This is a genomic window from Modestobacter sp. SSW1-42 (assembly GCF_046635825.1).
Lineage (GTDB): Bacteria > Actinomycetota > Actinomycetes > Mycobacteriales > Geodermatophilaceae > Modestobacter.
In genome coordinates this window covers 543028-569385 of the sequence record NZ_JBISCA010000003.1, presented here as the reverse complement: position 1 = coordinate 569385, position 26358 = coordinate 543028, and the positions used below count along the sequence as shown (strand labels likewise).

The 26358-nt window shown below is 74.8% G+C and carries 29 protein-coding genes; 15 read left to right on the top strand and 14 right to left on the bottom strand.

The window, feature by feature from the left end:
* The first annotated feature begins 9 nt into the window (after positions 1-9).
* A complete protein-coding gene (locus ACGBYP_RS13040; protein ID WP_411584693.1) occupies positions 10-387 on the top strand; it encodes an SHOCT domain-containing protein in 378 nt (125 codons plus the stop codon).
* Positions 388-429: 42 nt separating this feature from the next.
* On the opposite strand, the gene ACGBYP_RS13035 is transcribed toward ACGBYP_RS13040, so the two are convergent.
* The 4 genes from ACGBYP_RS13035 to ACGBYP_RS13020 form a co-directional block, all read right to left on the bottom strand.
* A complete protein-coding gene (locus ACGBYP_RS13035) occupies positions 430-972 on the bottom strand; it encodes a dihydrofolate reductase family protein (RefSeq protein WP_411584691.1) in 543 nt (180 codons plus the stop codon).
* An 84-nt stretch (positions 973-1056) separates the two neighbouring features.
* Entirely contained in the window at positions 1057-1971 is a 915-nt protein-coding gene (locus tag ACGBYP_RS13030) for a hypothetical protein (protein ID WP_411584689.1), read from the bottom strand.
* 166 nt (positions 1972-2137) lie between these two features.
* Positions 2138-2653 carry a peptide-methionine (S)-S-oxide reductase MsrA gene (msrA, locus tag ACGBYP_RS13025; RefSeq protein ID WP_411584687.1) on the bottom strand — a complete coding sequence of 172 codons (516 nt, stop codon included), beginning with the start codon at positions 2651-2653 and terminating at the stop codon, positions 2138-2140.
* Between the two features lie 75 nt (positions 2654-2728).
* Positions 2729-3577, bottom strand: a complete 849-nt coding sequence (locus ACGBYP_RS13020) for a helix-turn-helix transcriptional regulator (protein WP_411584685.1) — start codon at positions 3575-3577, stop codon at positions 2729-2731.
* Positions 3578-3678: 101 nt separating this feature from the next.
* Between ACGBYP_RS13020 and ACGBYP_RS13015 the strand changes: the two genes are divergently transcribed.
* Positions 3679-4443, top strand: coding sequence for an SDR family oxidoreductase (locus ACGBYP_RS13015; protein ID WP_411584683.1), 765 nt, complete (start codon positions 3679-3681; stop codon positions 4441-4443).
* 24 nt (positions 4444-4467) lie between these two features.
* Here ACGBYP_RS13015 and ACGBYP_RS13010 read toward each other — a convergent pair whose 3' ends face one another.
* On the bottom strand, positions 4468-4671 hold the full coding sequence (locus ACGBYP_RS13010; protein ID WP_411584681.1) for a zinc-ribbon domain-containing protein: 204 nt from the start codon (positions 4669-4671) through the stop codon (positions 4468-4470).
* 166 nt (positions 4672-4837) lie between these two features.
* On the opposite strand from ACGBYP_RS13010, the gene ACGBYP_RS13005 reads away from it, so the two are divergent.
* The 5 genes from ACGBYP_RS13005 to ACGBYP_RS12985 all read left to right on the top strand — a co-directional run bounded on the left by ACGBYP_RS13005 (position 4838) and on the right by ACGBYP_RS12985 (position 9973).
* Positions 4838-6256: an aminotransferase class V-fold PLP-dependent enzyme gene (locus tag ACGBYP_RS13005; RefSeq protein ID WP_411584679.1), complete on the top strand. Its 1419-nt coding sequence runs from the start codon at positions 4838-4840 to the stop codon at positions 6254-6256.
* Between the two features lie 244 nt (positions 6257-6500).
* Entirely contained in the window at positions 6501-7523 is a 1023-nt protein-coding gene (locus tag ACGBYP_RS13000; protein ID WP_411584677.1) for a competence protein CoiA family protein, read from the top strand.
* Between the two features lie 217 nt (positions 7524-7740).
* A complete protein-coding gene (locus tag ACGBYP_RS12995) occupies positions 7741-8556 on the top strand; it encodes an amino acid ABC transporter substrate-binding protein (protein WP_411584676.1) in 816 nt (271 codons plus the stop codon).
* A complete protein-coding gene (locus tag ACGBYP_RS12990; RefSeq protein ID WP_411584674.1) occupies positions 8553-9221 on the top strand; it encodes an amino acid ABC transporter permease in 669 nt (222 codons plus the stop codon). The genes ACGBYP_RS12995 and ACGBYP_RS12990 overlap by 4 nt, the downstream gene beginning before the upstream one ends.
* Complete coding sequence (locus tag ACGBYP_RS12985) at positions 9218-9973, top strand: amino acid ABC transporter ATP-binding protein (RefSeq protein ID WP_411584672.1); 756 nt, start codon at positions 9218-9220, stop codon at positions 9971-9973. Before ACGBYP_RS12990 ends, ACGBYP_RS12985 begins: the two co-directional genes overlap by 4 nt.
* Here the strand turns inward: ACGBYP_RS12985 and ACGBYP_RS12980 are convergent.
* Positions 9970-10821, bottom strand: a complete 852-nt coding sequence (locus ACGBYP_RS12980; RefSeq protein ID WP_411584670.1) for a helix-turn-helix transcriptional regulator — start codon at positions 10819-10821, stop codon at positions 9970-9972. The genes ACGBYP_RS12985 and ACGBYP_RS12980 overlap by 4 nt on opposite strands.
* Positions 10822-10958: 137 nt before the next feature.
* On the opposite strand from ACGBYP_RS12980, the gene ACGBYP_RS12975 reads away from it, so the two are divergent.
* The 3 genes from ACGBYP_RS12975 to ACGBYP_RS12965 all read left to right on the top strand — a co-directional run bounded on the left by ACGBYP_RS12975 (position 10959) and on the right by ACGBYP_RS12965 (position 13701).
* Positions 10959-11642 carry an SDR family NAD(P)-dependent oxidoreductase gene (locus tag ACGBYP_RS12975; protein ID WP_411584668.1) on the top strand — a complete coding sequence of 228 codons (684 nt, stop codon included), beginning with the start codon at positions 10959-10961 and terminating at the stop codon, positions 11640-11642.
* A 106-nt stretch (positions 11643-11748) separates the two neighbouring features.
* Entirely contained in the window at positions 11749-12393 is a 645-nt protein-coding gene (locus ACGBYP_RS12970; protein WP_411584666.1) for a dihydrofolate reductase family protein, read from the top strand.
* Positions 12394-12468: 75 nt separating this feature from the next.
* The gene (locus ACGBYP_RS12965; protein ID WP_411584664.1) at positions 12469-13701 is read left to right on the top strand and encodes an EAL domain-containing protein; all 1233 of its coding nucleotides are present in this window, start codon (positions 12469-12471) and stop codon (positions 13699-13701) included.
* Positions 13702-13713: 12 nt separating this feature from the next.
* Here ACGBYP_RS12965 and ACGBYP_RS12960 read toward each other — a convergent pair whose 3' ends face one another.
* Entirely contained in the window at positions 13714-14607 is an 894-nt protein-coding gene (locus ACGBYP_RS12960; RefSeq protein WP_411584662.1) for a helix-turn-helix transcriptional regulator, read from the bottom strand.
* Positions 14608-14740: 133 nt separating this feature from the next.
* Between ACGBYP_RS12960 and ACGBYP_RS12955 the strand changes: the two genes are divergently transcribed.
* The 3 genes from ACGBYP_RS12955 to ACGBYP_RS12945 are packed head-to-tail and all read left to right on the top strand — an operon-like array spanning position 14741 to position 17424.
* Positions 14741-15151 carry a cupin domain-containing protein gene (locus tag ACGBYP_RS12955; protein ID WP_411584660.1) on the top strand — a complete coding sequence of 137 codons (411 nt, stop codon included), beginning with the start codon at positions 14741-14743 and terminating at the stop codon, positions 15149-15151.
* 24 nt (positions 15152-15175) lie between these two features.
* Entirely contained in the window at positions 15176-16216 is a 1041-nt protein-coding gene (locus tag ACGBYP_RS12950) for an NAD(P)-dependent alcohol dehydrogenase (protein ID WP_411584658.1), read from the top strand.
* Between the two features lie 47 nt (positions 16217-16263).
* On the top strand, positions 16264-17424 hold the full coding sequence (locus ACGBYP_RS12945; protein ID WP_411584657.1) for an MFS transporter: 1161 nt from the start codon (positions 16264-16266) through the stop codon (positions 17422-17424).
* A 4-nt stretch (positions 17425-17428) separates the two neighbouring features.
* Here the strand turns inward: ACGBYP_RS12945 and ACGBYP_RS12940 are convergent, their stop codons facing one another.
* The 3 genes from ACGBYP_RS12940 to ACGBYP_RS12930 form a co-directional block, all read right to left on the bottom strand.
* Positions 17429-18022, bottom strand: coding sequence for a nitroreductase family protein (locus tag ACGBYP_RS12940; protein ID WP_411584655.1), 594 nt, complete (start codon positions 18020-18022; stop codon positions 17429-17431).
* Between the two features lie 70 nt (positions 18023-18092).
* A complete protein-coding gene (locus tag ACGBYP_RS12935) occupies positions 18093-19142 on the bottom strand; it encodes a DUF2332 domain-containing protein (protein ID WP_411584654.1) in 1050 nt (349 codons plus the stop codon).
* 31 nt (positions 19143-19173) lie between these two features.
* Complete coding sequence (locus ACGBYP_RS12930) at positions 19174-19377, bottom strand: helix-turn-helix domain-containing protein (RefSeq protein ID WP_411585229.1); 204 nt, start codon at positions 19375-19377, stop codon at positions 19174-19176.
* A gap of 425 nt (positions 19378-19802) precedes the next feature.
* On the opposite strand from ACGBYP_RS12930, the gene ACGBYP_RS12925 reads away from it, so the two are divergent.
* Positions 19803-21032, top strand: coding sequence for a 3-deoxy-7-phosphoheptulonate synthase (locus ACGBYP_RS12925; protein WP_411584652.1), 1230 nt, complete (start codon positions 19803-19805; stop codon positions 21030-21032).
* Between the two features lie 2 nt (positions 21033-21034).
* Here the strand turns inward: ACGBYP_RS12925 and ACGBYP_RS12920 are convergent, their stop codons facing one another.
* Genes ACGBYP_RS12920 through ACGBYP_RS12910 form a run of 3 tightly spaced genes read right to left on the bottom strand, consistent with a single transcriptional unit; the run spans position 21035 to position 24299 of the window.
* Complete coding sequence (locus tag ACGBYP_RS12920) at positions 21035-21892, bottom strand: SDR family NAD(P)-dependent oxidoreductase (protein ID WP_411584650.1); 858 nt, start codon at positions 21890-21892, stop codon at positions 21035-21037.
* Positions 21889-22818, bottom strand: coding sequence for an alpha/beta fold hydrolase (locus ACGBYP_RS12915; RefSeq protein ID WP_411584649.1), 930 nt, complete (start codon positions 22816-22818; stop codon positions 21889-21891). The genes ACGBYP_RS12920 and ACGBYP_RS12915 overlap by 4 nt, the downstream gene beginning before the upstream one ends.
* Positions 22815-24299, bottom strand: a complete 1485-nt coding sequence (locus tag ACGBYP_RS12910; protein ID WP_411584647.1) for a flavin-containing monooxygenase — start codon at positions 24297-24299, stop codon at positions 22815-22817. Before ACGBYP_RS12910 ends, ACGBYP_RS12915 begins: the two co-directional genes overlap by 4 nt.
* An 84-nt stretch (positions 24300-24383) precedes the next feature.
* Here ACGBYP_RS12910 and ACGBYP_RS12905 point away from each other — a divergent pair, with 84 nt between their 5' ends.
* On the top strand, positions 24384-25616 hold the full coding sequence (locus ACGBYP_RS12905) for a PucR family transcriptional regulator (RefSeq protein WP_411584645.1): 1233 nt from the start codon (positions 24384-24386) through the stop codon (positions 25614-25616).
* 115 nt (positions 25617-25731) lie between these two features.
* Here the strand turns inward: ACGBYP_RS12905 and ACGBYP_RS12900 are convergent, their stop codons facing one another.
* On the bottom strand, positions 25732-26307 hold the full coding sequence (locus ACGBYP_RS12900; protein ID WP_411584643.1) for a hypothetical protein: 576 nt from the start codon (positions 26305-26307) through the stop codon (positions 25732-25734).
* Positions 26308-26358: the final 51 nt, after the last annotated feature.

The window sequence follows — 26358 nt, the reverse complement described above, 5'->3', positions numbered from 1 at the left end:
GAGTCCGTCATGTCGTTCTGGGACGTCGTCTGGTTCATCGTCATCAGCTTCGCCTTCGTGGCGTACCTGATGGTCATGTTCACCATCGTCGCGGACCTGGTCCGGGACCGGAGCACCTCGGGGTTCGCCAAGGCGCTGTGGGTCCTGGCCCTGATCCTGCTGCCGGTGCTCACGTCGCTGGTGTACCTGGTCACCCGCGGCAACGGCATGGCCGAGCGCGCCGCCCGCGCGGACCACGTGTCGCGGCCCTCCGCCGGGACCGTCGCCACCGCGTCGAACGGCCACGCCACCCCGACCGACCAGATCACCCGGGCCCGGGCACTGCTCGACGACGGGGTGATCTCCCGGGCCGAGTACGAGGCGCTGAAGGGCAAGGCGCTGGTCTGAGGAGCCCCTGGTCCGAGGAGGCCCCGGTCGAGGGCCGGCTCGTCACCGCCTGGTCTCGTACCTGGTCAGCAGCACCCCGTCGGGGAAGGCCCGGGTCTCCACCAGGGCGAGGTCGACCCAGTCGTCGAGGGCGGTGAAGAAGGGCGTGCCGCCGCCCACCAGGACCGGGTGGGTGACGAGCACGAACTCGTCGACCAGCCCGGCCCGCACGGCCGCTGCGGCCAGGGTCGCGCCGGCGACGTCCATGTCACCGCCGTCCTCGGCCTTGAGCCGGGTGATCTCGGCGACCGCGTCGCCGGTGACCAGGCGGGTGTTCCCGTCGACCGGCCGCTCCGTGGACGAGAACACGACCTTCGGCACGGCCCGCCAGCGGCGGGCGTACTCGGCGTGTGCGGGGCTGACGCCGGGCTGCTGGTCGGCGGTCGGCCAGTGGGCGTTCATCCCTTCCCACAGCCGGCGCCCGTACAGCGCCAGGCCCGTGGCGGCCACCCGGTCGGACCAGAACTGGAACAGCTCGTCGCTCGGCGCGCTCCAGCCGAGGTCGTCGCCGGGTGCGGCGGTGTAGCCGTCCAGGCTCACGTTCATGCCGTAGGTCAGTCTCCGCATGGCCGAGCCTCTCGTCGGGGGGTGCTCGACGTACGGACCGGCCCGGCGCGGACGACTCATCGGTCAGACCGGCAGGGCCGCCAGCCGGGCGGCCAGGTCGGCGTTGCGGCGCAGGAAGGGCAGCCACCCCTCCGGCGCCCGCGCGCCGGGCGTCGGGCGGGTGCAGGTCTCCTGTTCCCAGGAGCGCAGCTTGCCGTCCTGGATCCGCAGCCGCAGCAGGACGTCGCCGCCCCACGCGGTGACGTCCTGGGCACCCTCCTCGTTGGCCGCGGTGACCCGCTGGGGCGCGACCACCCACGCGAGCGCCTCGATCTCCTGCTGGAGCCGGGCGGCGGCCTCGTAGGCCTGCGCGGCGGCTGCGGCGTCCCGTCGGGCGGTCAGCGCCGCCAGCGCGGCGGCGACCGCGGCCGGCTCGCGGTCGAGCACCGCCTCCACGGCGCGGGCCAGCTCCGCGACGGGGACGTCCTGCCCGCCGCGCAGCCGCGCGAGCTCCCGCTCACCGGTGCTGCGCGCCGGGCCGGCGTGGCCGATCGGGTACAGCCGCTCCAGGCCCGACAGCGCCAGCTTCGCCTTCCCCGCGCCCAGGTAGGGCCCGAAGCAGCGGACGTCCGGCCCCGGCCGGTGCGCCGAGGTCAGGCCGAGGCGGGGCGCCGTCGGCGAGACGTCCAGGCGGATGCTGACCGGCACCTCGAGGCCGCCGACGACGCGGTTCCACGGGGGCATCGACCGCTCGAGCAGGTTGCGCTCGGCCCAGGCCGCCTCGTGCACGGAGTCGCAGACCAGCGCCTCGATCCGGGCGACCCGGGTCATCATCCGCCGCAGGTGGCGGCGGTCGCGCAGGTCGCCCCAGTAGGAGCTGACCCGGCGGCGCAGCTCACCGGCCCGCCCGACGTAGAGCACGCGCCCGCCGGCGTCCCGGAAGCGGTAGACGCCCGGGGCGGCCGGCAGCGCGGCGACGGCGTCCGGGCGGGTGGGCACGCCCCACTGTGCGCACGTTCCGGGCGCCGGTGGTGGCGCCACGCCCCACGGCCCCCGGGTGTCCCACCCGTCACGGCACGGTCCGGTGGCGGGGACGGCGGAGGGGGACGCCCCGGACGGGACGTCCCCCTCGCGTTGCTGCTCGCGGCCCGGTCCGGGCCCCGGGTCAGCGGGTGGTCTGCGCCTCGCGGCGCGGCAGCACCCAGTCGGGCCGTACGTAGTGGCACGTGTAGCCGAACGGGATCTTCTGCAGGTAGTCCTGGTGCTCCTCCTCGGCCTCCCAGAACGCGCCGGCCGGCTCAACCTCGGTGACGACCGGGCCGGGCCAGATGCCCGAGGCGTCGACGTCGGCGATGGTGTCGAGCGCGACCCGCTGCTGCTCCTCGTCCGTGAAGTAGATCGCCGAGCGGTAGCTGCGACCCAGGTCGTTGCCCTGCCGGTCCTTGGTGGACGGGTCGTGGATCTGGAAGAAGAACTCCAGCAGCTCCCGGTAGGAGATCACCTCGGGGTCGAAGACGATCTCGACCGCCTCGGCGTGGTCGCCGTGGTTGCGGTAGGTCGCGTTCGGGGTGTCGCCGCCGGAGTAGCCGACCCGGGTGGTGAGCACCCCCGGGCGCTTGCGCAGCAGCTCCTGGGCGCCCCAGAAGCAGCCCCCGGCGAGGATCGCGGTCTCAGTGGTCATGTGTGCCTCCCTCTGTGTCCAGCACGACCGGTGAACACCGCGACCCCCGCAGGAGTTCCCACTGCCGACGGCGTCCTACCGCTCCGGGGTGAGGGCCTGGGTGCCGAGGACGGCGAGGAGCGCGAGCCGGCTCGCGGCGTCGGTGCCCGGGGGAGCGGTGAGCACGAGCAGCACCTGGGACTCGTCCTCGGTGAACAGCGCCTGGCAGTCGACCTCGATCGGGCCGATCTCCGGGTGCAGGAGGACCTTGTGGTCCTCGAACCGCCGGCCCACCTCGTGCGCGGCCCACAGCCGCGCGAACTCCGGGCTGGTCCGGGTGAGCTCCCGGACCAGCTCGCCGGCCCGGGAGCTGGGCCCCAGCGACCCGTACGCGGCGCGCAGCGAGGCCACCTGCGCGCGGCTCTGCCGGTCGTGGTCGCTGTCGGGGTAGTGCGCCCGCTCGGTGCCGGGGTGGGCGAACCAGCGGTAGATGCCGCTGCGCTCCAGCCCGGTCAGGTGGGCCACGTCGCCGAACAGGGCGCGGGCCGGGTCGTTCTGCACCAGCGTCTCGCCCAGCGCGGACAGGATGAGCGCCGGGGTGTCGGTCAGCCGGTCCAGCACCCGCAGGAGCGCCGGCGCCACGTGGTCGCTGCCGCCCACGCGGTCGGGGGCGTCGTGACCGGCGAGCCGGTAGAGGTAGGCCTGCTCGTCGGCGGTCAGCCGCAGCGCCCGGGACAGCGAGGCCAGCATCTGCGTGCTCGGCTGCGGCCCGCGCCGCTGCTCCAGCCGCGTGTAGTAGTCGGTGGACATCGCCGCCAGCTGCGCGACCTCCTCCCGCCGCAGCCCCGGGGTGCGCCGGCGCTGACCCGCGCCGAGACCGACGTCCGCGGGCTGGAGGCCGCTGCGGCGGCGGACGAGGAAGTCGGCCAGGTCGTCCCGGTTCACCCGGCCAGTGTCCCCACGCCGCGCCCTCCGCAGCCAGGGACCCGCGGTCCCCCGATCACCGCGCTCTGCCACGGGCTGCCGACCCGGCTGACGCTGGGTCCATGGACATCGCAGGGAACACCGTCTTCATCCCCGGCGCGACGAGCGGCATCGGCCTGGCCCTGGCGCTGCGGCTGCACCAGGAGGGCAACACCGTCGTCGTCGGCGGGCGGCGCACCGCGCTGCTGGACCAGCTCACCGCCGAGCACCCCGGCCTGCACGCCGTCGAGATCGACACCGCCGACCCGGCGAGCATCCAGCGCGCCGCCGCCCAGGTCGTCGCCGAGCACCCGGAGCTGGACGTCCTGGTCACCATGGCCGGGATCATGCGCGTGGAGGACTGGACCACCCCGGACGGCTTCCTGGCCTCGGCCGAGGAGACCGTCACCACCAACCTGCTCGGCCCGATCCGGCTGATCGCCGCCTTCGTCGAGCACCTGCGCTCCCGGCCCGCCGCGACGATCATGACCGTCTCCTCGGGGCTGGCGTTCGCCCCGCTGAAGGTCACGCCCAGCTACAACGCCACCAAGGCCGCCGTCCACATGCTCAGCGAGTCGCTGCGGCTGCAGCTGGCGGGCACGAGCGTCGCGGTGGTCGAGCTGGAGCCGCCGTCGGTGCGCACCGCGCTGCTGCCGGGCCACGAGGAGAACGAGCACGCCATGCCGCTGGCCGACTTCGTCGACGAGGTGGTCGAGCTGATCCGCACCCAGCCGGACGCCACCGAGATCCAGGTCGAGAACGTGAAGTTCCTCCGGTACGGGGAGGCGCGCGGCGACTACGACCGGGTCGTCGCCACCATCAACCAGCTGGACCCGCACGGCGACTGACGTCCCGGGCCCGGTGGGCGGTGGTCAGACCGGGACGACGACGCCACAGACGGGGCAGACCTCGAGCTCCTCGCGCCGCCACCGGGCCACCGGGACGAAGAAGACCGTGAGCTGCCGGGACTGCCGGACCCGCGCCCACTGCGTCGTGTTGCCGCAGTCGGGGCAGGTGCGGACCTCTCCGGGACCGAGGTCGGTCTGCTTGGTGCCGAAGCCGAAGAGGAAGAACACGCCGCCAGCGTAGGCAGCGGCCCCGGTCACCGCCCCCCGTGATCGGGGTGCGACCGGACGGATGCGCCGACGGCGCGGTGTCGTCGCCCGTCCCCGGGCCTGCGCGGTGAGAAGCTGCCGACCGGTCACCGGGGTGGTGGCCGGTGACGACAGGAGCTCGGTGGCGATGACGTCCTTGTTCGGGACGGGGGAGCTCTCCCCGCGGGACCCCCTCGTCGGTGCCGACCTGCACGTCCCGGTCGGCGGCGAGCTGCGCCGCTACGTCGACCTCGACGCCGCGGCCACCACCTCGGCCTCGGCGGGCGTCGTCCGGGCCGTGCAGGAGTTCCTGCCCTGGTACTCCAGCGTCCACCGGGGAGCCGGGGCGAAGTCCCAGGTCACCAGCGCCCGCTACGAGCAGGCCCGCGAGACGATCGTCCGGTTCGTGGGCGGCGACCCGGCGACGCACGTGGGCCTGTTCCCGCGCAACACCACCGAGGCGCTCAACCAGATCGCCTTCCGGCTGCGGCTGACCCGGGACGACGTCGTCGTCACCACCGCGGTCGAGCACCACGCCAACCTGCTGCCCTGGCAGCGCCACGCGCAGCTGCGGGTCGTCGACGTCGACGGCTCGGGGACCTACGACGTCGACGCCGTGGTCGCCGCGCTCGACGAGCGGCCCACACCGCGGGTGCTCGCGGTGTCCGGGGCGTCCAACGTGACCGGCTGGCTGCCCGACCTGGCCCGGATCGCCGCGGCGGCCCGCGACCGGGGGGTGCTCGTGGTGGTCGACGGGGCGCAGCTGGTCCCGCACCGCCCGGTCGACATGACCGCCCTCGGCATCGACGCGCTGGCCTGGTCCGGGCACAAGATGTTCGCGCCCTTCGGCGCGAGCGGCCTGGTCGTCGACCGGCGGCTGCTCGCCGACGGCGAGCCGTTCCTCGTCGGCGGCGGCGCGGTGAAGGCGGTCTCCCACGACGAGGTCGTCTGGGCCGACGCCCCCGACCGGGACGACGCCGGCACGCCCAACGTCCTCGGCGCCGTCGCGCTCGCCGCCGCGGCGGAGGAGCTGCTCGCCGCCGCAGCGCGGAACCGCCGGCACGAGGACCTGCTCGTCCGGGCCTTGGACGACGAGCTCGCCACCGTCCCCGGGCTGCGCCGGCTCGGGCCGACGTCCGGCGACCGGCTCCCCGTGGCCACCTTCGTCGTCGACGGGATGCCGCACGGGGAGGTCGCCGAGCGGCTGTCCCGGGAGCACGGCATCGGGGTCCGCAACGGGTGCTTCTGCGCCCACCCGTACCTCGGCCGGCTGTTCGGGCTCACCCCCGACGAGGTGCAGCAGTTCCACGACGACGCCCGCGTCGGCCGCTCCGACCGGCTGCCCGGCGCGGTGCGCGTGAGCTGCAGCTCGGCCACCCCGCTCGCCGACGTCGCCACGCTGGGCCGGGCCCTGCGCGCGCTCACCGCCACCCCGGAGGTCGGGGACCTCGACCTCACCGTCCCCGCGACGACGGCCGGTCACCGCGCGCCGGTGGCACATGGCGGGCAGGTCGTCGCCTCACCCCGCCACGGGCAGGCGACCCCGCAGGTGCTCACGACCAGCTGAGTCGACGGGGGGGGGGTGAGCCGAAGAGGACCGTCCGGCGGTCACGACGCACGCCGGTGGCCCTGGTCCCGGCCTCCGGAGCGACCCGCGAGTCGAGTTCGCCGTTCGGGGACGGAGGTCTTCCCTCGGCGGCAGGGTCCGAGGAGGGCGGGCTGCTCACGCACGTCCTGTCGTACCCGGGGTGCACGCTGAGACGGTGAGCTCCAGACGGTCTCCGGCCAGGGACGGGAGTGGCGTGGGCCCCATGGCCATCGCGCTCGGTCCCAACCGAGAGATCGTGGACATCCACGAGCCGGGGCAGTACGAGCACTGGCACGGCGGGGGCGGGCTGCTGTGTGTCGTCTGTGGGGACAAGGTCCACCCCTACCGACTGGGCAACGGCAACACGTGGCTGCGCCACAACCCAGGCTCCGAGGCGGACCGTCACGCGCTGGCCCTGGGCTCGCGGGGGGAGAGCTACGAACACCTGTCGCTGAAGCACTGGCTGTGTGGCTGGCTGCAGTCGCAGGGGCATCAAGCCGACTACGAGCGTCAGGTGGGGACGTCGAGACCGGACGTCCGAGCCCTGGTGTCCGGTCGCCGCATCGCGCTGGAGGTGCAGCTCTCACCGCTCTCGCTGGACGAGGCCGTGCGGCGGACCGGACTGCTGGCAGCCGGCGGACACGAGGTCCTCTGGCTGACCCGGAACCGGGACTGGGTGGACCAGTTGCCGGCAGTGGGTCTGCACGTCGAGGAGGAGCAACCGCGGTATGCGACCACCGAGGTGCACGGTCGCTTCTACTCCGTCCGGGAGGGCTTCCTCACCGCGGACTCCCACGGCCGCATCGCACCAGGCAAGCGCCCAGCCCTGGAGACCTTCCTGCGGCACTTCGTCGCCGGGCGGGTGCAGTGGGCGGTGGCGGGCGCCGATCGTCACGGCGAGCACTCGGGATGGGCGACCATGGACAGCTGGCGGCAGCACACCGCATGGCAGGCGCGGCGCCTGCACGACCTCGAGAGCCGCCTTCGTGCGGCCGAGTCCGACCGTCAGCGACTCGATGCCCTGGTCGAGTCGAGGGTCCGCGAACTGGACCGGACCCGGGACGCGCTGGCGGTCGAGAAGGCCGCGGCGGAGGACGTTCGACGCCAGCTGAGCGACAGCACCAGCCGACTGGACGCGGAGCGCGCCGCCACGGAGCAGCGGGCGCGGGAGTCGGCCCGATGCCGGGAGTTGCTGCAGGAGACCTTCTGGGGACGTCGCCTGCTCAAGCGCATTGGCTGGTCGTGAGACGGGGCTCCGCCCATCCGTCACGCGCCGTCGACACAGGACGCGCTCATGATCGGCAGCGACGTCGTACAGCCCTCCCGTTCCGGAACGGTCTCGTCGACCACCCCACCAGATCGATCGGGTTGTGGGACCGGCCACGCGGCGGAATGCTCGTGCCCGGCAGCGGTTCCCCCTGGCGGCAGGGGCACCGACCCTGCCCCCACGTCGGACGCCCCCCATGAACCCGGAGACCACCACCGTGCGCACCCGCCTGACCCTGACCGCCGCCCTCGCCACCGCCCTGCTGCTGACCTCCTGCGGCGGCGGCGACTCCGACGACGCCGGCAGCGCCAGCGGCGGCGGCTCGGGCGACGCGATCACCGTCGCCACCGAGGGCACCTACGCGCCCTTCTCCTTCCACGACCCGGCCAACGGCAACGAGCTCACCGGCTACGACGTCGAGGTGGCCCGCGCGGTCGGCGAGAAGCTCGGCCGTGAGGTCGAGTTCGCCGAGACGCCGTTCGACTCGATCTTCGCCGGCCTCGACGCCGGCCGGTTCGACCTCATCGCCAACCAGATCGGCGTCAACCCCGAGCGGCAGGCCAAGTACCTGTTCTCCACCCCGTACACCTACTCGAACGGCGTCGTGATCACCCGCGCCGACGACACCAGCGTCAGCTCGCTGGCCGACGTCGCCGGCAAGCGCAGCGCGCAGTCGACCACCAGCAACTTCGCCGAGGTCGCCACCGGCGCCGGCGCGCAGATCGAGGCGGTCGAGGGCTTCACCCAGGCCATCACGCTGCTCAAGCAGTCCCGCGTCGACGTCACGATCAACGACAGCCTGGCCTTCCTGGAGTACCAGAAGACCACCGGTGACCAGGACGTGAAGGTCGCCGCCGAGATCGACGACCCGAGCGAGTCGGCGTTCGCCTTCCGCCAGGACAGCGCCGAGCTGCAGACCCAGGTCGACGGTGCCCTCGAGCAGCTGCGCACCGACGGCACGCTGGCCCAGATCTCGGAGAAGTACTTCGGCGAGGACGTCAGCGCGGAGTGAACGCGATCGACTGGGACCTGGTCCGCAGCAGCCTGGGCCCGCTCTTCGAGGGGCTGGTGCGCGGCACGCTGCCGCTCACCGTGGTGACCTTCGCGCTGGGTCTGGCCATCGCCCTGCTGGTCGCGCTGATGCGGCTGTCGGGCACGTGGCTGATCGCGGCGCCGGCGCGGTTCTACGTCTCGGTCATCCGCGGCACCCCGCTGCTGCTGCAGCTGTTCATCGTCTTCTTCGGGCTGCCCTCGCTCGGGCTCACGATCGACCCGTGGCCCAGCGCGGTCATCGCGCTGTCGCTCAACGTCGGGGCCTACGCCTCCGAGGCGGTGCGCGGAGCGATCCTCGCCGTCCCGCGCGGGCAGTGGGAGGCGGCGATGACCGTCGGGATGGGGCGGGTCACGACGCTGCGGCGGGTGGTGCTGCCCCAGGCCGCCCGCATCGCGGTGCCGCCGCTGAGCAACACGCTCATCTCGCTGGTCAAGGACACCTCGCTCGTCTCGACGATCCTGGTGACCGAGCTGCTGCGCCGGGCCCAGGAGATCGCGGCGCCGACCTTCGCGTTCTTCACGCTCTACGGCGTCGCCGCCGTCTACTACTGGGTGGTGTGCCTCGTGCTCTCCTTCGGCCAGACCCGGCTGGAGACCAGGCTCTCCCGGCACGTGGCCGCATGACCGCCCCGCTGCTGGAGGCCCGCGGGCTGGTCAAGTCCTTCGGCGACAACCGGGTGCTGCGCGGCGTCGACGTCCACGTCCCGGCCGGCTCGGTCACCTGCCTCATCGGGCCGTCGGGCTCGGGCAAGACCACGGTGCTGCGCAGCCTCAACGGGCTGGAGCGGCCGGAGTCCGGCACCGTGCGGGTCGGCGAGGTCGAGCTCGACTGGTCGACGCGCCCCGACGCCCGCGCGGTGTCCCGGCTGCGTGGCCAGAGCGGGATGGTGTTCCAGGCCCACAACCTCTTCCCGCACCTCAGCGTGCTCGACAACGTCACCTCCGGGCCGGTATTCGCCCAGGGGCGCCCGAAGGCGCAGGCGCAGGAGGAGGCGCGCGAGCTGCTGGCCCGGGTGGGGCTGGCCGACAAGGCCGACGCCTACCCGGTGCAGCTGTCGGGCGGGCAGCAGCAGCGGGTCGGCATCGCACGCGCGCTGGCCACCCGGCCGGAGGTGGTGCTCTTCGACGAGCCCACCAGCGCCCTGGACCCCGAGCTGGTCGGTGAGGTGCTGCAGGTGATGCAGTCGCTGGCCGCCGAGGGCTGGACGATGGTCGTGGTCACCCACGAGATGCGCTTCGCCCGGCAGGTGGCCGACCAGGTCCTCTTCCTCGACGGCGGCGTCGTCGTCGAGTCGGGCCCGCCGTCGGAGGTGCTCGTCGAGCCGCGCGAGGCCCGCACCCGCCAGTTCCTGCAGCGCCTGCTCGACCCGCTCTAGGCCGGTCGCACCGCCGTCGTCCCGGACACCGGGACGGCGGCCGAGGCCAGCAGGGCCAGCTTGTCGGCGTCGCTGGAGCCGGCGTCGGGGTGGTAGACGACCAGGTGCAGGTCGTCGGCGCCGTCGACGGCCAGCCGCTCGCGGTTGAGCGTCAGCTGCCCGACCTGCGGGTGGTCCAGCAGGATCGGCGTCCCGCGCTGGCCGCGTACCTCGTGCCGCGCCCACAGCCGGCGGAACCGCTCGCTGGCCAGGCTCAGCTCGCCGGTGAGCTCGATGAACCGCGGGTCGTCGACGTCGGTGCCCACCGCCTGGCGCAGGTTGGCCACGAAGCACTCGGTGACCTGCTCCCAGTCCAGGTGCATGCCCTGCACCGCCGGGTCGAGGAAGGGGTCGCGCAGCTGGTTCCTGCCCACCGCGAAGGCGGGGGAGAGCACGGTGGCCATCTGGTTGACGGCCAGGACGTCGAAGTAGCGGTCCTCGACGACCGCGGGCTGGGCGAGGGAGTCCAGCAGCTTGAGGACGCCGGGCGGCGGGGTCTGCCGCCGCGTCGGGCGCCGGCGGTGCCGGGGCACCTCGGCGACGAGGGTCATCAGGTGGGCGAAGTGGTCGTCGTCGAACTGCAGCACGCGGGCGATGGACTCCAGCACCTGCAGCGAGGGGTGGCGGTCGCGGCCGCGCTCCAGGCGCAGGTAGTAGTCGGCGCTGATGCCGGCGAGCATCGCGACCTCCTCGCGCCGCAGCCCGGGCACGCGCCGCACGCCGACGTCGGGGATGCCGGCCTGCTGCGGGGTCACCAGCTCGCGCCGGGCCCGCAGGAACGTGCCCAGCGGGTTCGTCGACTCACCCACGCAGCGAGCGTAGGGCGGCGCGGGCGCTCAGCGGGGGTCCTGTCACTCCCTAGGCTGAGCAGGGCTCTGGGTGCCGGCGTCCGCGCTGCCCACGATGGCGGACGGCCCGACCGGGCCGAGCACATCGAGGGGGAGACATGACCGTCACGCTCATCACCGGCGCCAACAAGGGCATCGGGTACGAGACCGCCCGCCAGCTGCTGGAGCTGGGGCACGTCGTCCACGTGGGCGCCCGGGACGCCGAGCGCGGGGCGAAGGCGGCCGCCGAGCTCGGCGCGCGGTTCGTCCAGCTCGACGTCACCGACGCCGCGTCGGTGACCCGGGCCCTGGCCGAGGTCGACGCCGCGGAGGGCCGCCTGGACCTGCTGGTGCACAACGCCGGCGTCCTGGAGACCACGCTCGACAGCGCCGCCGCGGTGCGGTCCTTCGACGTCAACGCGATCGGGATCGTCCGCGTCACGGAGGCCGCGCTGCCGCTGCTGCGCCGGTCGCCGGAGGCCGCCGTGGTCACCGTGTCCAGCAGCATGGGGTCGTTCTGGGCGGTGACCAACCCCGAGCGGCCGGAGTCGCAGCTGCCGCTGGCGCTGTACGCGGCGTCCAAGGCCGCGGCCACCATGCTCACGCTGCAGTACGCCAAGGCCCACCCCGGCATCCGGTTCGTCGCCGTCGAGCCGGGCGCCACCGCGACTGACATGACCGCCGCCTTCGGCATCGGCCGGCCGGTCGCGGACAGCGCGCGGGTCGTCGTCCGACTGGCGACCCAGGGACCCGACGGCCCCTCCGGCACGTTGCAGGACGAGGCCGGGGTGCTGGCCTGGTGAGCAGCCGCGACCAGGGCTGGGGCCGAGGTGCCGCGCGGGCGATGAGTTCGCCGGCGTGCGGCGGTCCCACCCCCTGACGGGGACGACCGACCGAGCGGAGCGCGACATGGGACTGGTGCAGGCGGAGCTGTTCGCCACCCTCGACCTGGTGGGGCAGGCACCCGGCGGCCCGGACGAGGACCCGGAGGGCTTCCCGTTCGGCGGCTGGCAGGCGCCGCTGCTCGACGAGGTCTCCGGCGCGCAGGTGGGCGCGGCCTACCAGGGCGTCGACGCGCTGCTGCTCGGCCGGCGCACCTACGACGTCTTCGCTGCGTACTGGCCGCACCAGCAGGGCGGTGAGGACGGCGAGATCGCCCGGCTGTTCAACGGCGTGCCCAAGTACGTGGCCTCCCGCGGCCGGCCCGACCTGTCCTGGGCCGGGTCCACCCAGCTGGGCCCGGACCTCGCCGACGCGGTGCGGGGCGTCCGGGACCGGCACGAGCACGTCGCGGTGGTCGGCAGCCTGGACCTGCTGCAGTCGCTGCTGCGCGAGCGGCTCGTCGACCGGCTCGACCTCTGGGTGCACCCGGTCCTGCTGGGGGTGGGCAAGAAGGTGTTCGACCGCGGCGTCGTCCCGGCGGGGCTGGAGCTGCTCGGCCCGCCGGTGGCCTCGCCCCGGGGCACCGTCCACCTCCGCTACGCGGTCACCGGCGGCACGCCGGCCACCGGCGACATGAGCGCGCCCGACCGCGGGGTCCCGCGCGAGGGCTGAAGACCACCCGTTCGGGTCCTCCGGTCGGACGGCCCGGTGGTCGATGTACCCGGGGACGGCCACCGGGAGGGTGATGTGAGGAAGAGGCGTTCGGACGCCGAGCAGCAGGTCGCGGAGCTGCTGCGCACGGCCAAGGAGTCGCTGCAGCTGTCGGTGGCCTTCCTGACCCGGATGGACGGCACCACCCAGCACCTGGAGGTCGTCGAGTCCTCGGTGCCCTTCCTGTTCCAGGAGGGCAACCGGCAGCAGCAGGAGACCACCTTCTGCCAGGCGATCCTGGACGGGAAGCTGCCCGCGGTCATCCCCGACGTGCGCCGGCACCCCGCGGCGATGGAGCTGCCGGCCGCGCGGCTGCCGCGGATCCGCAGCTACGTCTCGGTCCCGGTCGTGCTCAGCGACGGCGAGCTGTACGGCACCTTCTGCGCCGCCGGCCTCACCACCGACAAGGGCCTCACCCAGCGGGACCGGTCGCTGATGACCGTGCTCGCCTCGGCCGCGGCCGTCGTCATCGAGCCGGGCGTGCGGGAGGAGGCGCGCCGGCGGGAGGTGCTGTCCCGGCTCGAGCCGGTGGTCGCCGACGGCGGACCCGTCGTCGTCCTGCAGCCGATCGTGGACCTCGCCACCGGGCGCCAGGTCGGGTCCGAGGCGCTCAGCCGGTTCCCGGCGGCGTGGGCCAAGGCGCCGGACGTCGTCTTCGAGGAGGCGCACAGCGTCGGCCTCGGTCACCAGCTGGAGCTGCTGGCGCTGCGCCGGGCCGCCGACCACCTCACCGTGGTCGAGGGGTACGTCGCGATGAACATCTCCCCGGCCACCCTGCTGCTGCCGGAGTTCACCGCGCTCCTGCGGCAGCTGCCGCTGGACCGGGTGCTGCTGGAGCTCTCCGAGCACGACCAGGTCGCCGACTACGCCGACCTCGCCGCCGTCCTGGCTCCGCTGCGGGCCGGCGGGATGCGGCTGGCCATCGACGACGTGGGCGCCGGGTACTCCTCGCTGCGGCACATCGTCCTCACCGCCCCGGACGTGCTGAAGATGGACCGCAGCGTCGTCTCCGGGGTCGACGGCGACCCGGTGCTGGCCAAGCTCGTCGCCTCCCTGGTCGAGTTCGGCCACGGCTGCGGCGCGACCGTGGTCGCCGAGGGCGTGGAGACGGCGGCCGAGGCGGCGGCGCTGCAGGAGCTGCAGGTCGACTTCGGGCAGGGCTGGCTCTTCGGGCGCCCGGCGCACCCGGGCACCTCGGCGACCGGAGCCGCGGTCCCGGTGGCCCGCACCCCGCTGGACGACGTCCGGCCGCTCGCCTCGGCGGGCTGAGCGCCGGCCCCGTCAGGGCCGGTCGGCGGCCGGGGTGGGCGGTGCGGCGCCGGTGGGCGCCTGGGTCGCCGCCCAGCTCGACAGCAGCTTGAGCGCGTCCTCGGACGGGGTGCCCGGCTGGGCGGTGTAGATGGTCAGCCGCAGGCCGGGGGGCTCCTCGGCGGGCAGGTCGAGGGTGCAGTAGCCCAGCTCGAGGTCACCGACCACCGGGTGGTGGAACTGCTTGCTGCCGTTGTGGTGGATGCGGACGTCGTGCGCGGCCCACCGGGTGCGGAACTCCTCGCTGACCGTGGACAGCTCCCCGACGAGCTCGCGCAGTGCGGTGTCGTGCGGACGGCGGCCGGCCTCGGCGCGCAGCAGCGCCACGGTGACGTCGGCCGCGGCGCCCCAGTCGAAATAGTAGCCCTGCGCGGCCGGGTCGAGGAACTGGAACCGGGCGAAGTTCGCCGGTCGCCGGGGGCCGGCGAACATCGGCGCGTGCAGCGCCCAGCCCAGCGTGTTGGTGGCCAGGACGTCGAGCCGGCCGTTGGCGACGAACGCGGCCGAGCCGGTCATCGTGTCCAGCATCCACTGCACCCGCGGTGCGATGCCGCCCCTGGCCCGGCGCTGCGGTGCGCGGCCGGGCCGGGCCGCGCGGGCCAGGTCGAACAGGTAGGTGCGCTCGGCCTCGTCGAGCTGCAGGGCCCGGGCGACGGCCTCCAGCACGTCCTCGGAGACGCCGGTGATGTGGCCCTTCTCCAGCCGGGTGTACCAGTCGGTGCTCACCCCGGCGAGGACGGCGACCTCCTCCCGCCGCAGCCCCGGCACGCGACGCCGTCCGCCCCCGGCCAGGAGCCCGGCCTGCTGCGGGGTGATCCGGGCGCGGCGGCTGGTCAGGAAGTCGCGGATGTCGGCGCGGTTGTCCACCCCCTCGACGCTACGTCGGCCGGCGCCACGAGGGAGGTCGAGCTCCCACCCCCCACAGGCCCGCCCTCCCACGCAGGCGCGAGGAGGCGTTCCGTGGACCCCGACAGACCGTCCCGACGCCGGAGGACCCACCGTGCAGATCACCCGCAGCTCCGCCGACACCGTGCAGGGCCCGGCCGACTGGTTCACCGGCGACGTGTTCATCGACGTCGTCGCCGCGGCCCCTGCGCCGTCCCGGGTCACCGCCAACCTGGTGCACTTCATGCCCGGTGCGCGCACCCACTGGCACCGCCACCCGCTGGGCCAGACCGTCTTCGTCACCGAGGGCGTGGGGTTGTGCCAGCGCCGCGGTGGGCAGGTCGAGGTCATCCGCCCCGGTGACCGCGTGCTGTTCGAGGCCGACGAGGAGCACTGGCACGGTGCCGCCCCGAACCGGCTGATGGTCCACCTGGCGATCAACGAGGGCGACGACGACCACGCGGTCGTGCACTGGCTGACGCCGGTGACCGACGCCGAGTACACCGCCGCCCCCGCCACCCACTGATCCACCCGAACCGAGGAGACCCCCGTGCGCGTCAATGCCTACGCCGCCCCCGCCGCCGGCCAGCCCCTGGCCCCCGCCACGATCGAGCGCCGGGACGTCGGCCCGCGCGACGTGCTGATCGAGATCACGCACGCCGGCATCTGCCACTCCGACATCCACACCGTCAACGGCGACTGGGGCCCCCAGCCGTTCCCGGTCGTGCCCGGCCACGAGATCGTCGGCCTGGTCACCGAGGTCGGCGCCGACGTCACCACCCACCGGGTCGGCGACCGGGTCGGCGTCGGCTGCATGGTGAACTCCTGCCGGGAGTGCGCCAACTGCCTGGCCGGCGACGAGCAGTACTGCCTCAAGGGCATGATCGGCACCTACGCCGCCACCGACCGCGACGGCACGACGACCCAGGGCGGCTACTCCACCCACGTCGTGGTCGATGCCGACTTCGCCCTCCGGGTGCCCGCGGGCATCGACTCGGCGGCCGCCGCGCCGCTGCTGTGTGCGGGCATCACCACCTACTCCCCGCTGCGCCACTGGGGCGCCGGCCCCGGCAAGCGGGTCGCCGTCGTCGGCCTCGGCGGGCTCGGGCACATGGGCGTGCAGCTGGCGCACGCGATGGGCGCGCACGTGACGGTGCTGTCGCAGTCGCTGAAGAAGCAGGAGGACGGGCTGCGGCTGGGCGCGGACGCCTACGCCGCCACCAGCGACCCGGACACCTTCACCGCGCTGGCCGGGTCCTTCGACCTGGTGCTCAACACCGTGAGCGCGCCGATCGACGTCGACGCGTACCTGTCGCTGCTGGCCGTGGGCGGTGCGCTGGTCAACGTCGGCGCCCCCGCCGAGCCGCTGGACGTCGGCGTGATGTCGCTGATCGGCGGCCGCCGGTCCTTCGCCGGGTCGATGATCGGCGGTCTGGCCGAGACCCAGGAGATGCTCGACTTCTGCGCCGAGCAGCGCATCGGCGCCGAGGTCGAGGTCATCGACGCGGCCCAGGTCAACGAGGCCTACGAGCGGGTGCTGGCCTCCGACGTCCGCTACCGGTTCGTCATCGACGCGGCCACCCTGCGGTGACCGCGAGCTCCACCACGCGCTCGGCTCCGGCCACCCGGCCAGGGCGCATGCCGTTCGTCGTCTACGTGCTCGCCGTCGGCACGTTCCTGATGCTCACCACCGAGTTCGTCGTCGCCGGCCTGCTGCCGGAGATCGCCGGCGACCTGCAGGTGAGCGTCGCCCAGGCCGGGCTGCTGATCACCGTGTTCGCGGTCGGCATGATCGTCGGCTCGCCGACGATGGCGCTGCTCACCCGACGCATGTCGGCCCGGGTGACGCTGGTGCTGGCCCTGGCGGTGTTCGCCGTCGGGCACGTGGTGGTCGCCGTGGGCGACAGCTTCCCGCTGCTGCTGGCCGCCCGGTTCGTCACCGCCTGGGCCACCGGCGCGTTCTGGGCCGTCGCCTCGGTGGTCGCCACCCGCGCGGCCGGCCCGGGCGCCGGTGCGCGGGCGCTGGGCCTGGTCGGGGCCGGCGGCATGCTGGCCAACGTCGCCGGCGTCCCGCTGGGCGCGTTCGCCGGGCAGCTGTCGGGCTGGCGCGGGCCGTTCTGGGCGCTCGCGCTGCTGGCCCTGGCCGCCGTCCCGCTCATCGCCCGCAGCGTGCCGCCCGAGGACGCCGACCGGGCGCCGACGTCGCTGCGCTCGGAGCTGGGCGTGCTGCGGTCGGGCCGGCTGTGGCTGGTGCTGGCGGCGTGCGCGACCACCACCGGCGGCGTGCTGTCGGTCTACTCCTACGTGTCCCCGCTGCTCACCGACCGGGCGGGCGTCGCGGCGAGCTGGGTGCCGCTGGTGCTCGTCGGGTTCGGTGTCGGCTCCCTCGTCGGCACGATCGTGGGCGGGCGGCTCGGCGACGACCACCCGCACGCGACGACGATCGGGGTGGCCGCCTCGACCACCGTCGTCCTGCTGGCGATCTGCCTGCTGTCGGGTTCGGCCGTGCCCACGGTGGTGCTGCTGGTCCTGCTCGGGCTGCTCGGGCTCAGCGCGAACCCGGTGCTCTCGGCGCTGGCGGTCCGCTTCTCCGCGGCCGCGCCGACGTTGGGCGTGGCGCTGTCGGTCTCGGCCTACAACCTCGGGACGGCGGTCGGCTCGCTGGCCGCCGGCTCCGCGCTGGAGTCCGGGCTCGCGGCCGCCGGCCCGGCGGTGGTGGGCACCGGCATCGCCGTGCTCACCCTGGTGCCCACCACCGTTCTCGCCCTCCGTTCCCGCCGCGGGGCCGCGTCGGCCTGACCGGTCAGGCGGCGGGGTCCTCGGGCAGCGGCAGGAGCAGGGCGTCCAGCGGCAGCCGCTCGCGCGGTGCCACCTCGCGGGCGGCCAGCGCCTCGGGCAGCTCGGCGCCCGCGGAGTGGCTGCCCAGGGCCAGGACGACGAGCGGCTGCACCTGCTCGGGCAGCGCCAGCAGCGCGGCGACCCGGTCGCGGTCGAACCCGCCGAGCTGGTGCAGCACCAGCCCCTCGTGCTGGGCCTGGACCGACAGGTGGGCGACCGCCTGGCCGGTGTCGTACACCGCCCACGGCCGCGGGGCACCGTCCGGGCCGGTGGTCTCGGCGGCCACCACGACCAGCGCGGACGCCGCGTGCGCCCACAGCCGGTTGCCGCGCGCCAGCGCGTCGCGCACGTCGTCGAAGGTGCGCGTGCCGCGGCGGGCCACGGCGAAGCGCCACGGCTGGGTGTTGCTCGCGCTCGGCGACCAGCGGGCGGCCTCGAGCAGCGCGGTCAGCTGCTCCTCGGTGAGCTCGTGCGCGGCGTCCAGGCCACGGGGGCTCCACCGCTCGGCGAGCAGCGGGTGCAGGGGGACGGCGGTGACGGCGGTCTTGCGGACGGTCATGACACCGTCAGCGCCGGTTGAACCGTCAAGCATTTCGTGGCGCTGCTCACGAAGCGAGGCTGCGACGCGCTCAGCCGGCCGCGAGCCAGGACAGCAACCGGCCGCGCGACCAGCAGCGGCCGAGCGCCTCGCCGCGCAGCACCGGGCCGTCCGGCAGGGTCAGCCCGATGGTGCTGTGGCCCGACGCCGGGCGGTCGCCGAGGGTCGGGACGCCCGGAGCGACGCCGACGCCCTCCACCGACACCCACGCGACGGCGCGTCCGGCCGCGACCTCCTCGAGCGTGCGGCGGAGGCGCAGCCGCCGGTCGGGGGTCAGCCGCGCGACCGCCCAGGTGGTGAGGACGACGGGCAGCGCGCCCGCGGGCACCCGGGCGACGGCCGCGGGCAGCAGGTCGAGCGGGTCGCCGCGCAGCAGGTGTGGGGGAGCAGCGGCCGCGACGGCCAGCGCCTCCGCCAGCCGTGCGGACTCCGCCGGGCGGTCCGGGGCCAGGCAGGCGTGCAGCCAGCGGGCGTCGTCCGGGTCGGTGAGGTCCAGCGGGTCGCGGCCGACGCCGATCCGGGCGACCACCGCGGGCACCGCCCGCTCCGGGACCCGCCCGGGCCCCACGACGGAGGCGCGCAGCTGGACGGGAGAGGCCGGGTCGCCGAGGTGCTGCCCGGTGTCGAGGTGGGTGCCGACGCGGTCGACGTGCAGGTCGAGCCCGGGGGAGAGATCGAGGCCGATCAGGCCCACGGCACCGGCTCCGGCCCGGGAGGCCGCCTCGGCGACGGCCGGCTGCAGCACCGCGCAGTGTCCCGTCACGAGGGAGGCCGGTCTGCGGCGCGCCAGGAGCGCGGCGACCTCGGGAGCCGACCGCAGGAGCGTGTCGACCGCCGCGGCGGCGGTCGCCTCACCGTCGGCGGCGGCGTGGGCGGCGGCCAGGCCGGGCGCCCGTCCGGCGAGGGTGAGGTCGTGCAGCGCCGCGAGGACCGGTACCGGTCCTCGCCTGCGGGCCGGCACCACCTGCAGGACCCGCAGCGCCGCGGCCGACCGGCCCAGGGCCGTGGCGACGTGGGCGTCCAGCGGGGACGTGCCGGCGGCCTGCGCGAACGCGCGGTAGGGCGCGGCCGGGTCGGTCACCCCGGCAGTCTGCACCCGGGGCGCGAGCGGGTCAGGCGGCGTCGGTGCGGGCGCCGTCGAGGTACGCGCGGACGGCCGGGGCCGGGACGCGGAAGGAGCGGCCGACGCGGACGGCGGCCATCTCGCCGTTGTGCACGAGGCGGTAGACGGTCATCTTCGACACGCGCATCATCGCGGCGACCTCGGCGACGGTCATGAACCGGACCGCCGGGCGCGGGGCGGGCCGCTCGGTCATCGGCTGCACGGGGGCGGTCACGTTGCGCTGGCCGACGGGGGCGAAGCCGGGCTGGACGCGGGCACCGGGGACGGCGGGCCGGGGGGCCGGGACGCGGCCGTAGGTGGCCTGACGGGGGAGGGCGGTAGCGGGGGAGCGCTGGGCCAGGGTCATCGTCGTGCCTCTCGGGAACGGTTCGCGGGACGCGGGGTCTGAGGGGAGTCGGCGACCCTGCGCTGCTGTGCTGCAACTGACCGTATGCGAAATCGTGACCAGGAACAGGTTTGACCAAGACGAGACGAACCGGTCCGCTTCGTCACTTGTTGCCCGTGCGCCGACCGGGGTGCGTGCGAGTCGTGAGGTGACAGGCGTGATCGATGGGGCGGGACGGCCGGCTCACAGCACCCCGGTCGCGGGTCCGCGGCGGCGGCAGGAACACTCGCGGCATGGACCAGGCCCCGATCCCCGCCGACCAGATCCTGACCGCGGCCACCCGGGTCGCCGACCAGCTCCTCGAGCTGCAGACCGAGGTGAACCGGCGCATCGACGCCACGCTGGCCGAGCTGCTGCCCGGCGTCGTCGAGCGCCTGGGCACCGCGCCGGTCGGTGACGCCGACGTCGCCGACCTGGTCAACGCCCGGATCACCGGCCTGAGCGTCGTCGTGACCCCGGCCGCGGTCGCGACCGTCGTCCCGCTGCCGGCGGCGTCGACGGCGACGACCCGGGCCGCGCGCCGCGCGGTGACCGGCATCGTCCGGGGCGAGGACGACCGGCTGACCGTGATCGCCGGCCCGTGCTCGATCCACGACCCGGCCGCAGCCGTCGAGTACGCCGGGTTCATCGCCGCAATGCGCGAGCGCCACGGCGCCGACCTCGAGGTGCTCATGCGCACCTACACCGAGAAGCCGCGCACCGAGGTCGACTGGAAGGGCTTCGCCTACGACCCCTTCCTCGACGGCTCCAGCCGGATCAGCGTCGGCCTCGTCGCCACCCGCATGCTGATGCGCGCCATCACCGCGCTGGGCGTCCCGGTCGCGGCCGAGCCGCTGAACGCGCTCACCCCGCAGTACGTCAACGGGCTGGTCACCTACAACGGCGTGGGCGCGCGCAACGTCACCGACCAGACCGCGCGGGAGCGGGCGTCGGGCTTCTCCTCGGTCATCGGGTTCAAGAACTCGCCCGAGGGCAGCATCGGCGCCGCCGTCTCCGCAGTGCTCACCGCCCGGGCGCCGCACGAGTTCCTCGGCGTCGACGGCTCCGGGGTGACCGCGCAGCTGTCGACCACCGGCAACGACACCGCCCACGTGATCCTGCGCGGTGACAAGGACGGCCCCAACCACTCCGCCGCGCACATCGCCGCGACGAAGGCGGCGCTGGCCGCCCGGGATCTGCCGCAGGTCATCGTCGTCGACGCCTCGCACGGCAACAGCCAGAAGGACCACCGCCGCCAGGCCGGCGTCGTCGCCGACCTGGCCGGGCAGGTCGCCGGCGGGGAGCGGGCGATCCGCGGCGTGATGCTGGAGAGCAACCTCGTCGAGGGCCGGCAGGACCTCGACCGCCGGGACCCGACGCTGGAGTACGGCAAGAGCGTCACCGACGCCTGCGTCGACCTCCCCACCACCGAGCGCCTGCTGGCCGAGCTGGCCGCGGCCGTGCGCGCCCGCCGGGAGGTCTGAGGTCAGGGGCGGCGGCCCCGCTGCAGCCGGGCGGCGATCCGCGGGTAGGTGGCCGGCGCCAGCCGCACCAGCAGGTCGACCACCTTCGCGTCGTTGCCGACCAGCACCCGCGCCCGCCCGGCCTCCACGCCGTCGACCACGATCCGCGCAGCCTGCTCGGCCGGCATCCGCAGCAGCTTCTCGTTGTAGAAGCGGGTGCGCGCCTCGTCCTCGGCGGTGATCGCGTCCCCGCGCTGCCGGGACACCTCCAGCGCCGCGGTGGCGATGTTGGTGCGCACGCCTCCGGGGTGGACGACGGTCACCTGCACCGGGTGCCCGGCCAGCAGCATCTCCTGCCGCAGCGCCTCGGTGAACCCGCGGACGGCGAACTTGCTCGCGCTGTAGGCGTTGATCCCGGCCTGGGCCATCAGCCCGTTGAGGCTGGACACGTTGACCACGTGCCCGTCACCGGAGGCGATCAGGTGCGGCAGGAACGCCTTGGTGCCGTGCAGGACGCCGAAGAGGTTGACGCCCAGGATGCGGTCGTAGTCGGCCCAGTCGCTGTCCTCGACCGACGTCCCCCCGGCCACCCCGGCGTTGTTGTAGACCTGGTGGACGACGCCGAAGTGACCGGCCACGGTGTCGGCGTACGCCAGCACCGCCGCCCGGTCGGTGACGTCGAGCCGGGCTGTGTGCACCTGCGCGCCCAGCGCCCGCGCCCGGGCCGCCGTCTCGGCCAGCCCGACCTCGGCGACGTCGGACAGCGCCAGCCGGGCGCCCCGGCGGGCGAGCTGGAAGGCCAGCTCCCGCCCGATGCCGGACCCGGCGCCGGTGACGACGGCGACCTTGCTCCGGACGCTGTGCTTCGCGGACCTGCTCATCGGTGGTCTCCTGCGGTCTCGAGCGGGACGCCGGTGCCGCGCACCAGCTCGGTGGTGAGGTCGACCAGCCGGTCGACGACCCCGGGGGCCAGGTGGTGGCCCATGCCGGCGATCTCGACGTGGCGGGCCCCGGGGACGGCGGCGGCGGTGGCCCGGCCGCCGGTGGGGTGGACCATCCGGTCGGCCGACCCGTGCACGACCAGCGTGGGTGCGGTGATCGCCCGCAGCTCCGCCGTCCGGTCGCCGGAGGCCTGGATGGCGCCGATCTGCCGGGGGACGCCCGCCCGGGCGCGCACGCCGCCGCCGCGTTCCCAGAACCCGGTGGCCCAGGCACGCTCGAGGTCGGCGTCGGGCAGCAGGGTCGGCGAGCCGATGTGCGCCAGCATGCCCAGGTGCCGCTCGACCGAGGCCCCGACCGTGCGCGCGGGGCCCTTCGCCAGCCGCAGCAGGGTCGACCGGGCGGGCTGGCCCACCCGGCGGTCGCCGGTGGTCGAGAAGATCGAGGTCAGGCTGGCGACCCGGTCGGGGTGCCGCGCGGTCAGCGTCTGGGCGATCATCCCGCCCATCGACATGCCCACCAGGTGCACCCGGTCGATCTCCAGGTGCTCCAGCAGCCCGAAGGCGTCGGCGGCCATGTCGCCGAGGTCGTAGGCGTCGCGGCGCGGCCGGGCCAGCAGCTGGCGCAGCCGGCCGGGCGCGGGCGTGCCGATCGTGCTGGAGCGGCCGATGTCGCGGTTGTCGAGCCGGACGACCCGGAACCCGCGGGCGGTGAACCCGTCGACCATCCGCTGCGGCCACGAGGTCAGGTCGATGCCCAGCCCCGCGATCAGCAGCAGCGGGACGCCGTCGTCCGGCCCGTCGACCCGGAAGCAGATCCGCGGGCCGGCGGGCAGGTCGACGAACCGGTCGGCGTCCGGGCCGGTCATGCCGGCACCGGGACCCGGGCTGCGAACTGCAGCTCGGGGTCGGCGACGCTGCCGTCCCGCAGCAGCTTCACGTCCGCGCGGTAGTCGGTGGAGGTCGACCAGGGCACCCGCTCACCCTGCCGCGGCAACTGGTCCATCGACCGCTTGAGGTAGCCGGCGCCGAAGTCCAGGAAGGGCCGGGTGGGCATGTCCGGGTCGCGCGGCACCGGGCGGACGCTGTCGAACCCGTGTGCGTCCATGTGCGTGAGCAGCCGGGTGAAGTGCTCGCACAGCAGCCCGATCTTCAGCGTCCAGGAGCTGTTGGTGTAGCCGATGGCGTAGGCGAAGTTGGGCACGCCGGACAGCATCATCCCCTTGAACGCGACCGTCTCCGGCAGCCGCACCTCGGCCCCGTCGACGGTCAGCCGGATGCCGCCGAAGGCCTGCACGTTCAGCCCGGTGGCGGTCACGATCACGTCGGCGGGCAGCTCGCGGCCGGACTCCAGCAGCACGCCGGTCTCGGTGAACGTGGCGATGCGGTCGGTGACCACCTCCGCCGTCCCCTCGCGGATCGACCGGAACAGGTCGCCGTTCGGGACGGCGCACAGCCGCTGGTCCCACGGGCCGTAGGGCGGGTTGAAGTGCTCGTCGACCGGATAGCCCGCGGGCAGCTGCTTGGTGTTGACCCAGCGGATGAGCGCCCGGGCCCGCTCGGGGTGCCGCTGGCAGAACCGCCAGACGAGCTGGCTCTTGGCGATGTTCTTGCGGCGGATCAGCGGGTGGGCGCGCTCCTCGCCGAGCAGCCGGCGCAGCCGGTTGGCCAGCGCGTCCTCGGCGGGCACCGGCAGCACGTAGGTGGGCGTGCGCTGCAGCATGGTCACGTGCGCGGCGGTCCGCGCCAGCGCCGGCACGAGGGTCACCGCGGTGGCGCCGCTGCCGATGACCACGACCCGCCGGCCGGTGGTGTCGAGGTCCTCGGGCCAGTGCTGCGGGTGCACGACCGGGCCGGCGAACCGCTCGCGGCCGGGGAAGACCGGGGTGAAGCCCTCGTCGTAGCGGTAGTAGCCGCCGGCGCAGAACAGCCAGCCGCAGGTCAGCGTCGTCCGCTCACCGGTGTCGGTGCGCTCGACGTCGACCGTCCAGCGCGCCTGCTCCGACGACCAGGAGGCGGCCACGACCTTCGTGGAGAAGCGCACCAGGGCGTCGATGCCGTTCTCGGCGGCGGTCTCGCGCAGGTAGGCCAGGATCCGGTCGGCGCCGGCGATCGACTGCTCCTCGCGCCACGGCTTGAAGTCGTAGCCGAAGGTGTGCAGGTCGGAGTCCGACCGGACGCCGGGGTAGCGGAACAGGTCCCAGGTGCCGCCGGTCGCGTCGCGGGCCTCCAGCAGCGCGATGCTGCGCTGCGGGTGGTCGCGGCGCAGGTGGTACGCCGCGCCGATGCCGGACAGGCCGGCGCCGACGATCAGGACGTCGAGGTGCTCGACGGCGGTGTCGGTGGTCATGCTCCCGACTCTGCGTGACCCGGGCCACGGTCTGCCAGTTCACCGTGCACCACGCTCTTCGTCCGGTGGTGCACCATGCCCGGCATGACCGCCGACTGGCCCCTGCCCTCACCGGCGGTCCGCGAGCTGTTCCGGCGCGGCGCGGAGGTCGCGCTCGACCCGAGCGCCGACTGGGTCGCCGAGGTGCACACCGCGGCGCTGAGCGGGGCGGGCATGCGCCCGGTCGCCGAGGACCCGGTGCTCGCCGAGAGCGTCCGACGGGCGAACCTGGCCAACCTGCTGCACTGGGCCGCGGCCAACGTGCAGCGCCCCGGCGAGCGGGTGCCGGTGTACGTCGGGCCCGAGGTGCTCGACGGCGCCCGCGACCTCGTCCGCCGCGGGCTCGACCACCTGGGCCTGGACGCCTACCGCACCGCCCAGGCGGTGGCCTGGCGCCACTGGATGCAGATCTGCTTCGCGCTCACCGCCGACACCGCCCAGCTGCGCGAGCTGCTCGACGTCTCGGCCCGGTCGATCAGCACCTTCGTCGACGACACCGTCGCCACGGTCTCCCAGCGGATGGCCGCCGAGCGCAGCGAGCTCACCCGCGGCGCGCACGCCGAGCGCCGGGCCACCGTCTCGCTGCTGCTGGAGGGCGCGCCGCTGGCCCGCGCCCGCGCCGAGGCGCAGCTGGGCTACGGGCTCACCGGACCGCACACCGCCGTCATCGTGTGGAGCGGGTCGGGGGAGGTGGGGTCCGACCAGCTGGAGGCGGCGGCCGAGGCGACCATGCGGGCCGCCGGGGCCGGCCGGCGGCTGACCGTCGTCGCCGGGGCCGCGGCGCTGTGGGTGTGGCTGCCGGTGGACCGGGCGCCCGAGCCGGCCGCGGTGACCGCCGGTCTGGCCGGCGCCCCCGGCGTGCGGGTGGCGATCGGCCGGCCGGGCAGCGACGTCGACGGCTTCCGGCGCAGCCACCTGGACGCCGCGACCACCCAGCAGATGCTCGCCCGGCTCACCTCGCCCCAGCAGGTCGCCCGTTACGCCGACGTCCAGCTGGTCGCGCTGCTGACCACCGACCCGACCCGGGTCGAGGAGTTCCTCACCGCCACCCTGGGCGGCCTGCTCGGCGCCGACGCCGCCACCCGCGACACCGTGCTCACCTACGTGCGCGAGCTGGGCAGCGCCGCCCGGACGGCCGAGCGGCTCTACACCCACCGCAACACCGTGCTGCGCCGGCTGGCCCGCGCCGAGGAGCTGCTGCCGCGCCCGCTGGCCGAGGACGCCGTCGCCGTCGCCGCGGCGCTCGACGTCCTCCGCTGGCGGGGTGGCGGCAGCTGAGCCAGCCGCCGGGGCGGGCGTGGTCCCTGTCGCGCCCGGGCGCCGGTGCGGCGGACCACCGCCCACCCGGGGCACGCACCGGCGCAGCACCCGCGCTGCGGACCAGCACCCCGGGTCAGCCCTCCTCGGGCGTCGGGTCCTCCGCCGGATCGGGGAAGTCGTAGGTGGGCACGGGGTCCTGCCCCTCGGCGGCCACCATCGCCTGGACCGTCACCTCGCCGGCGTCGGCGAAGGTGAAGGTGACCGGGATGGACTGCGAGGACCGGAGCTCGGTCCGCAGGTCCTCGAGCACGATCGACGGCATGCCCTCCGCGCCCACGTAGACGTTGTCGTCCGGCTCCACGGTCAGGGTGACGTCCTCGCCGCTGCCGGCTCGGGCGTCGGCGAAGTCGGGGCCGCTGACGTCCACGAGCGTGGCCGCTGTGGTGCCGACGTTGGCGATGCCGAGGAACAGGCGCGCGTCCTCTCCGACTTCGTAGAGCCCGTCGAGGGGGTACTCGAGCTGGACCTGCAGCAGGTCCAGGTCCGCACCGACCGGGGCGTCGGGGCCGACGGCGCCGCCGGGCACCTCCGCCTGAGGGGTGGCCAGGGGACCTTCCTCACCGCACGCGCTCGTACCGAGCGCGGCGAGGACGGCACCGGTGACCAGCCACCGTCGGCGGTGGGTGACGGGGCGATGGGGGGTGTCCACGAGCAGCTCCTCTCGTCGGGGGACGGGTGGGTCCGGTGGCCGCACCGCCCC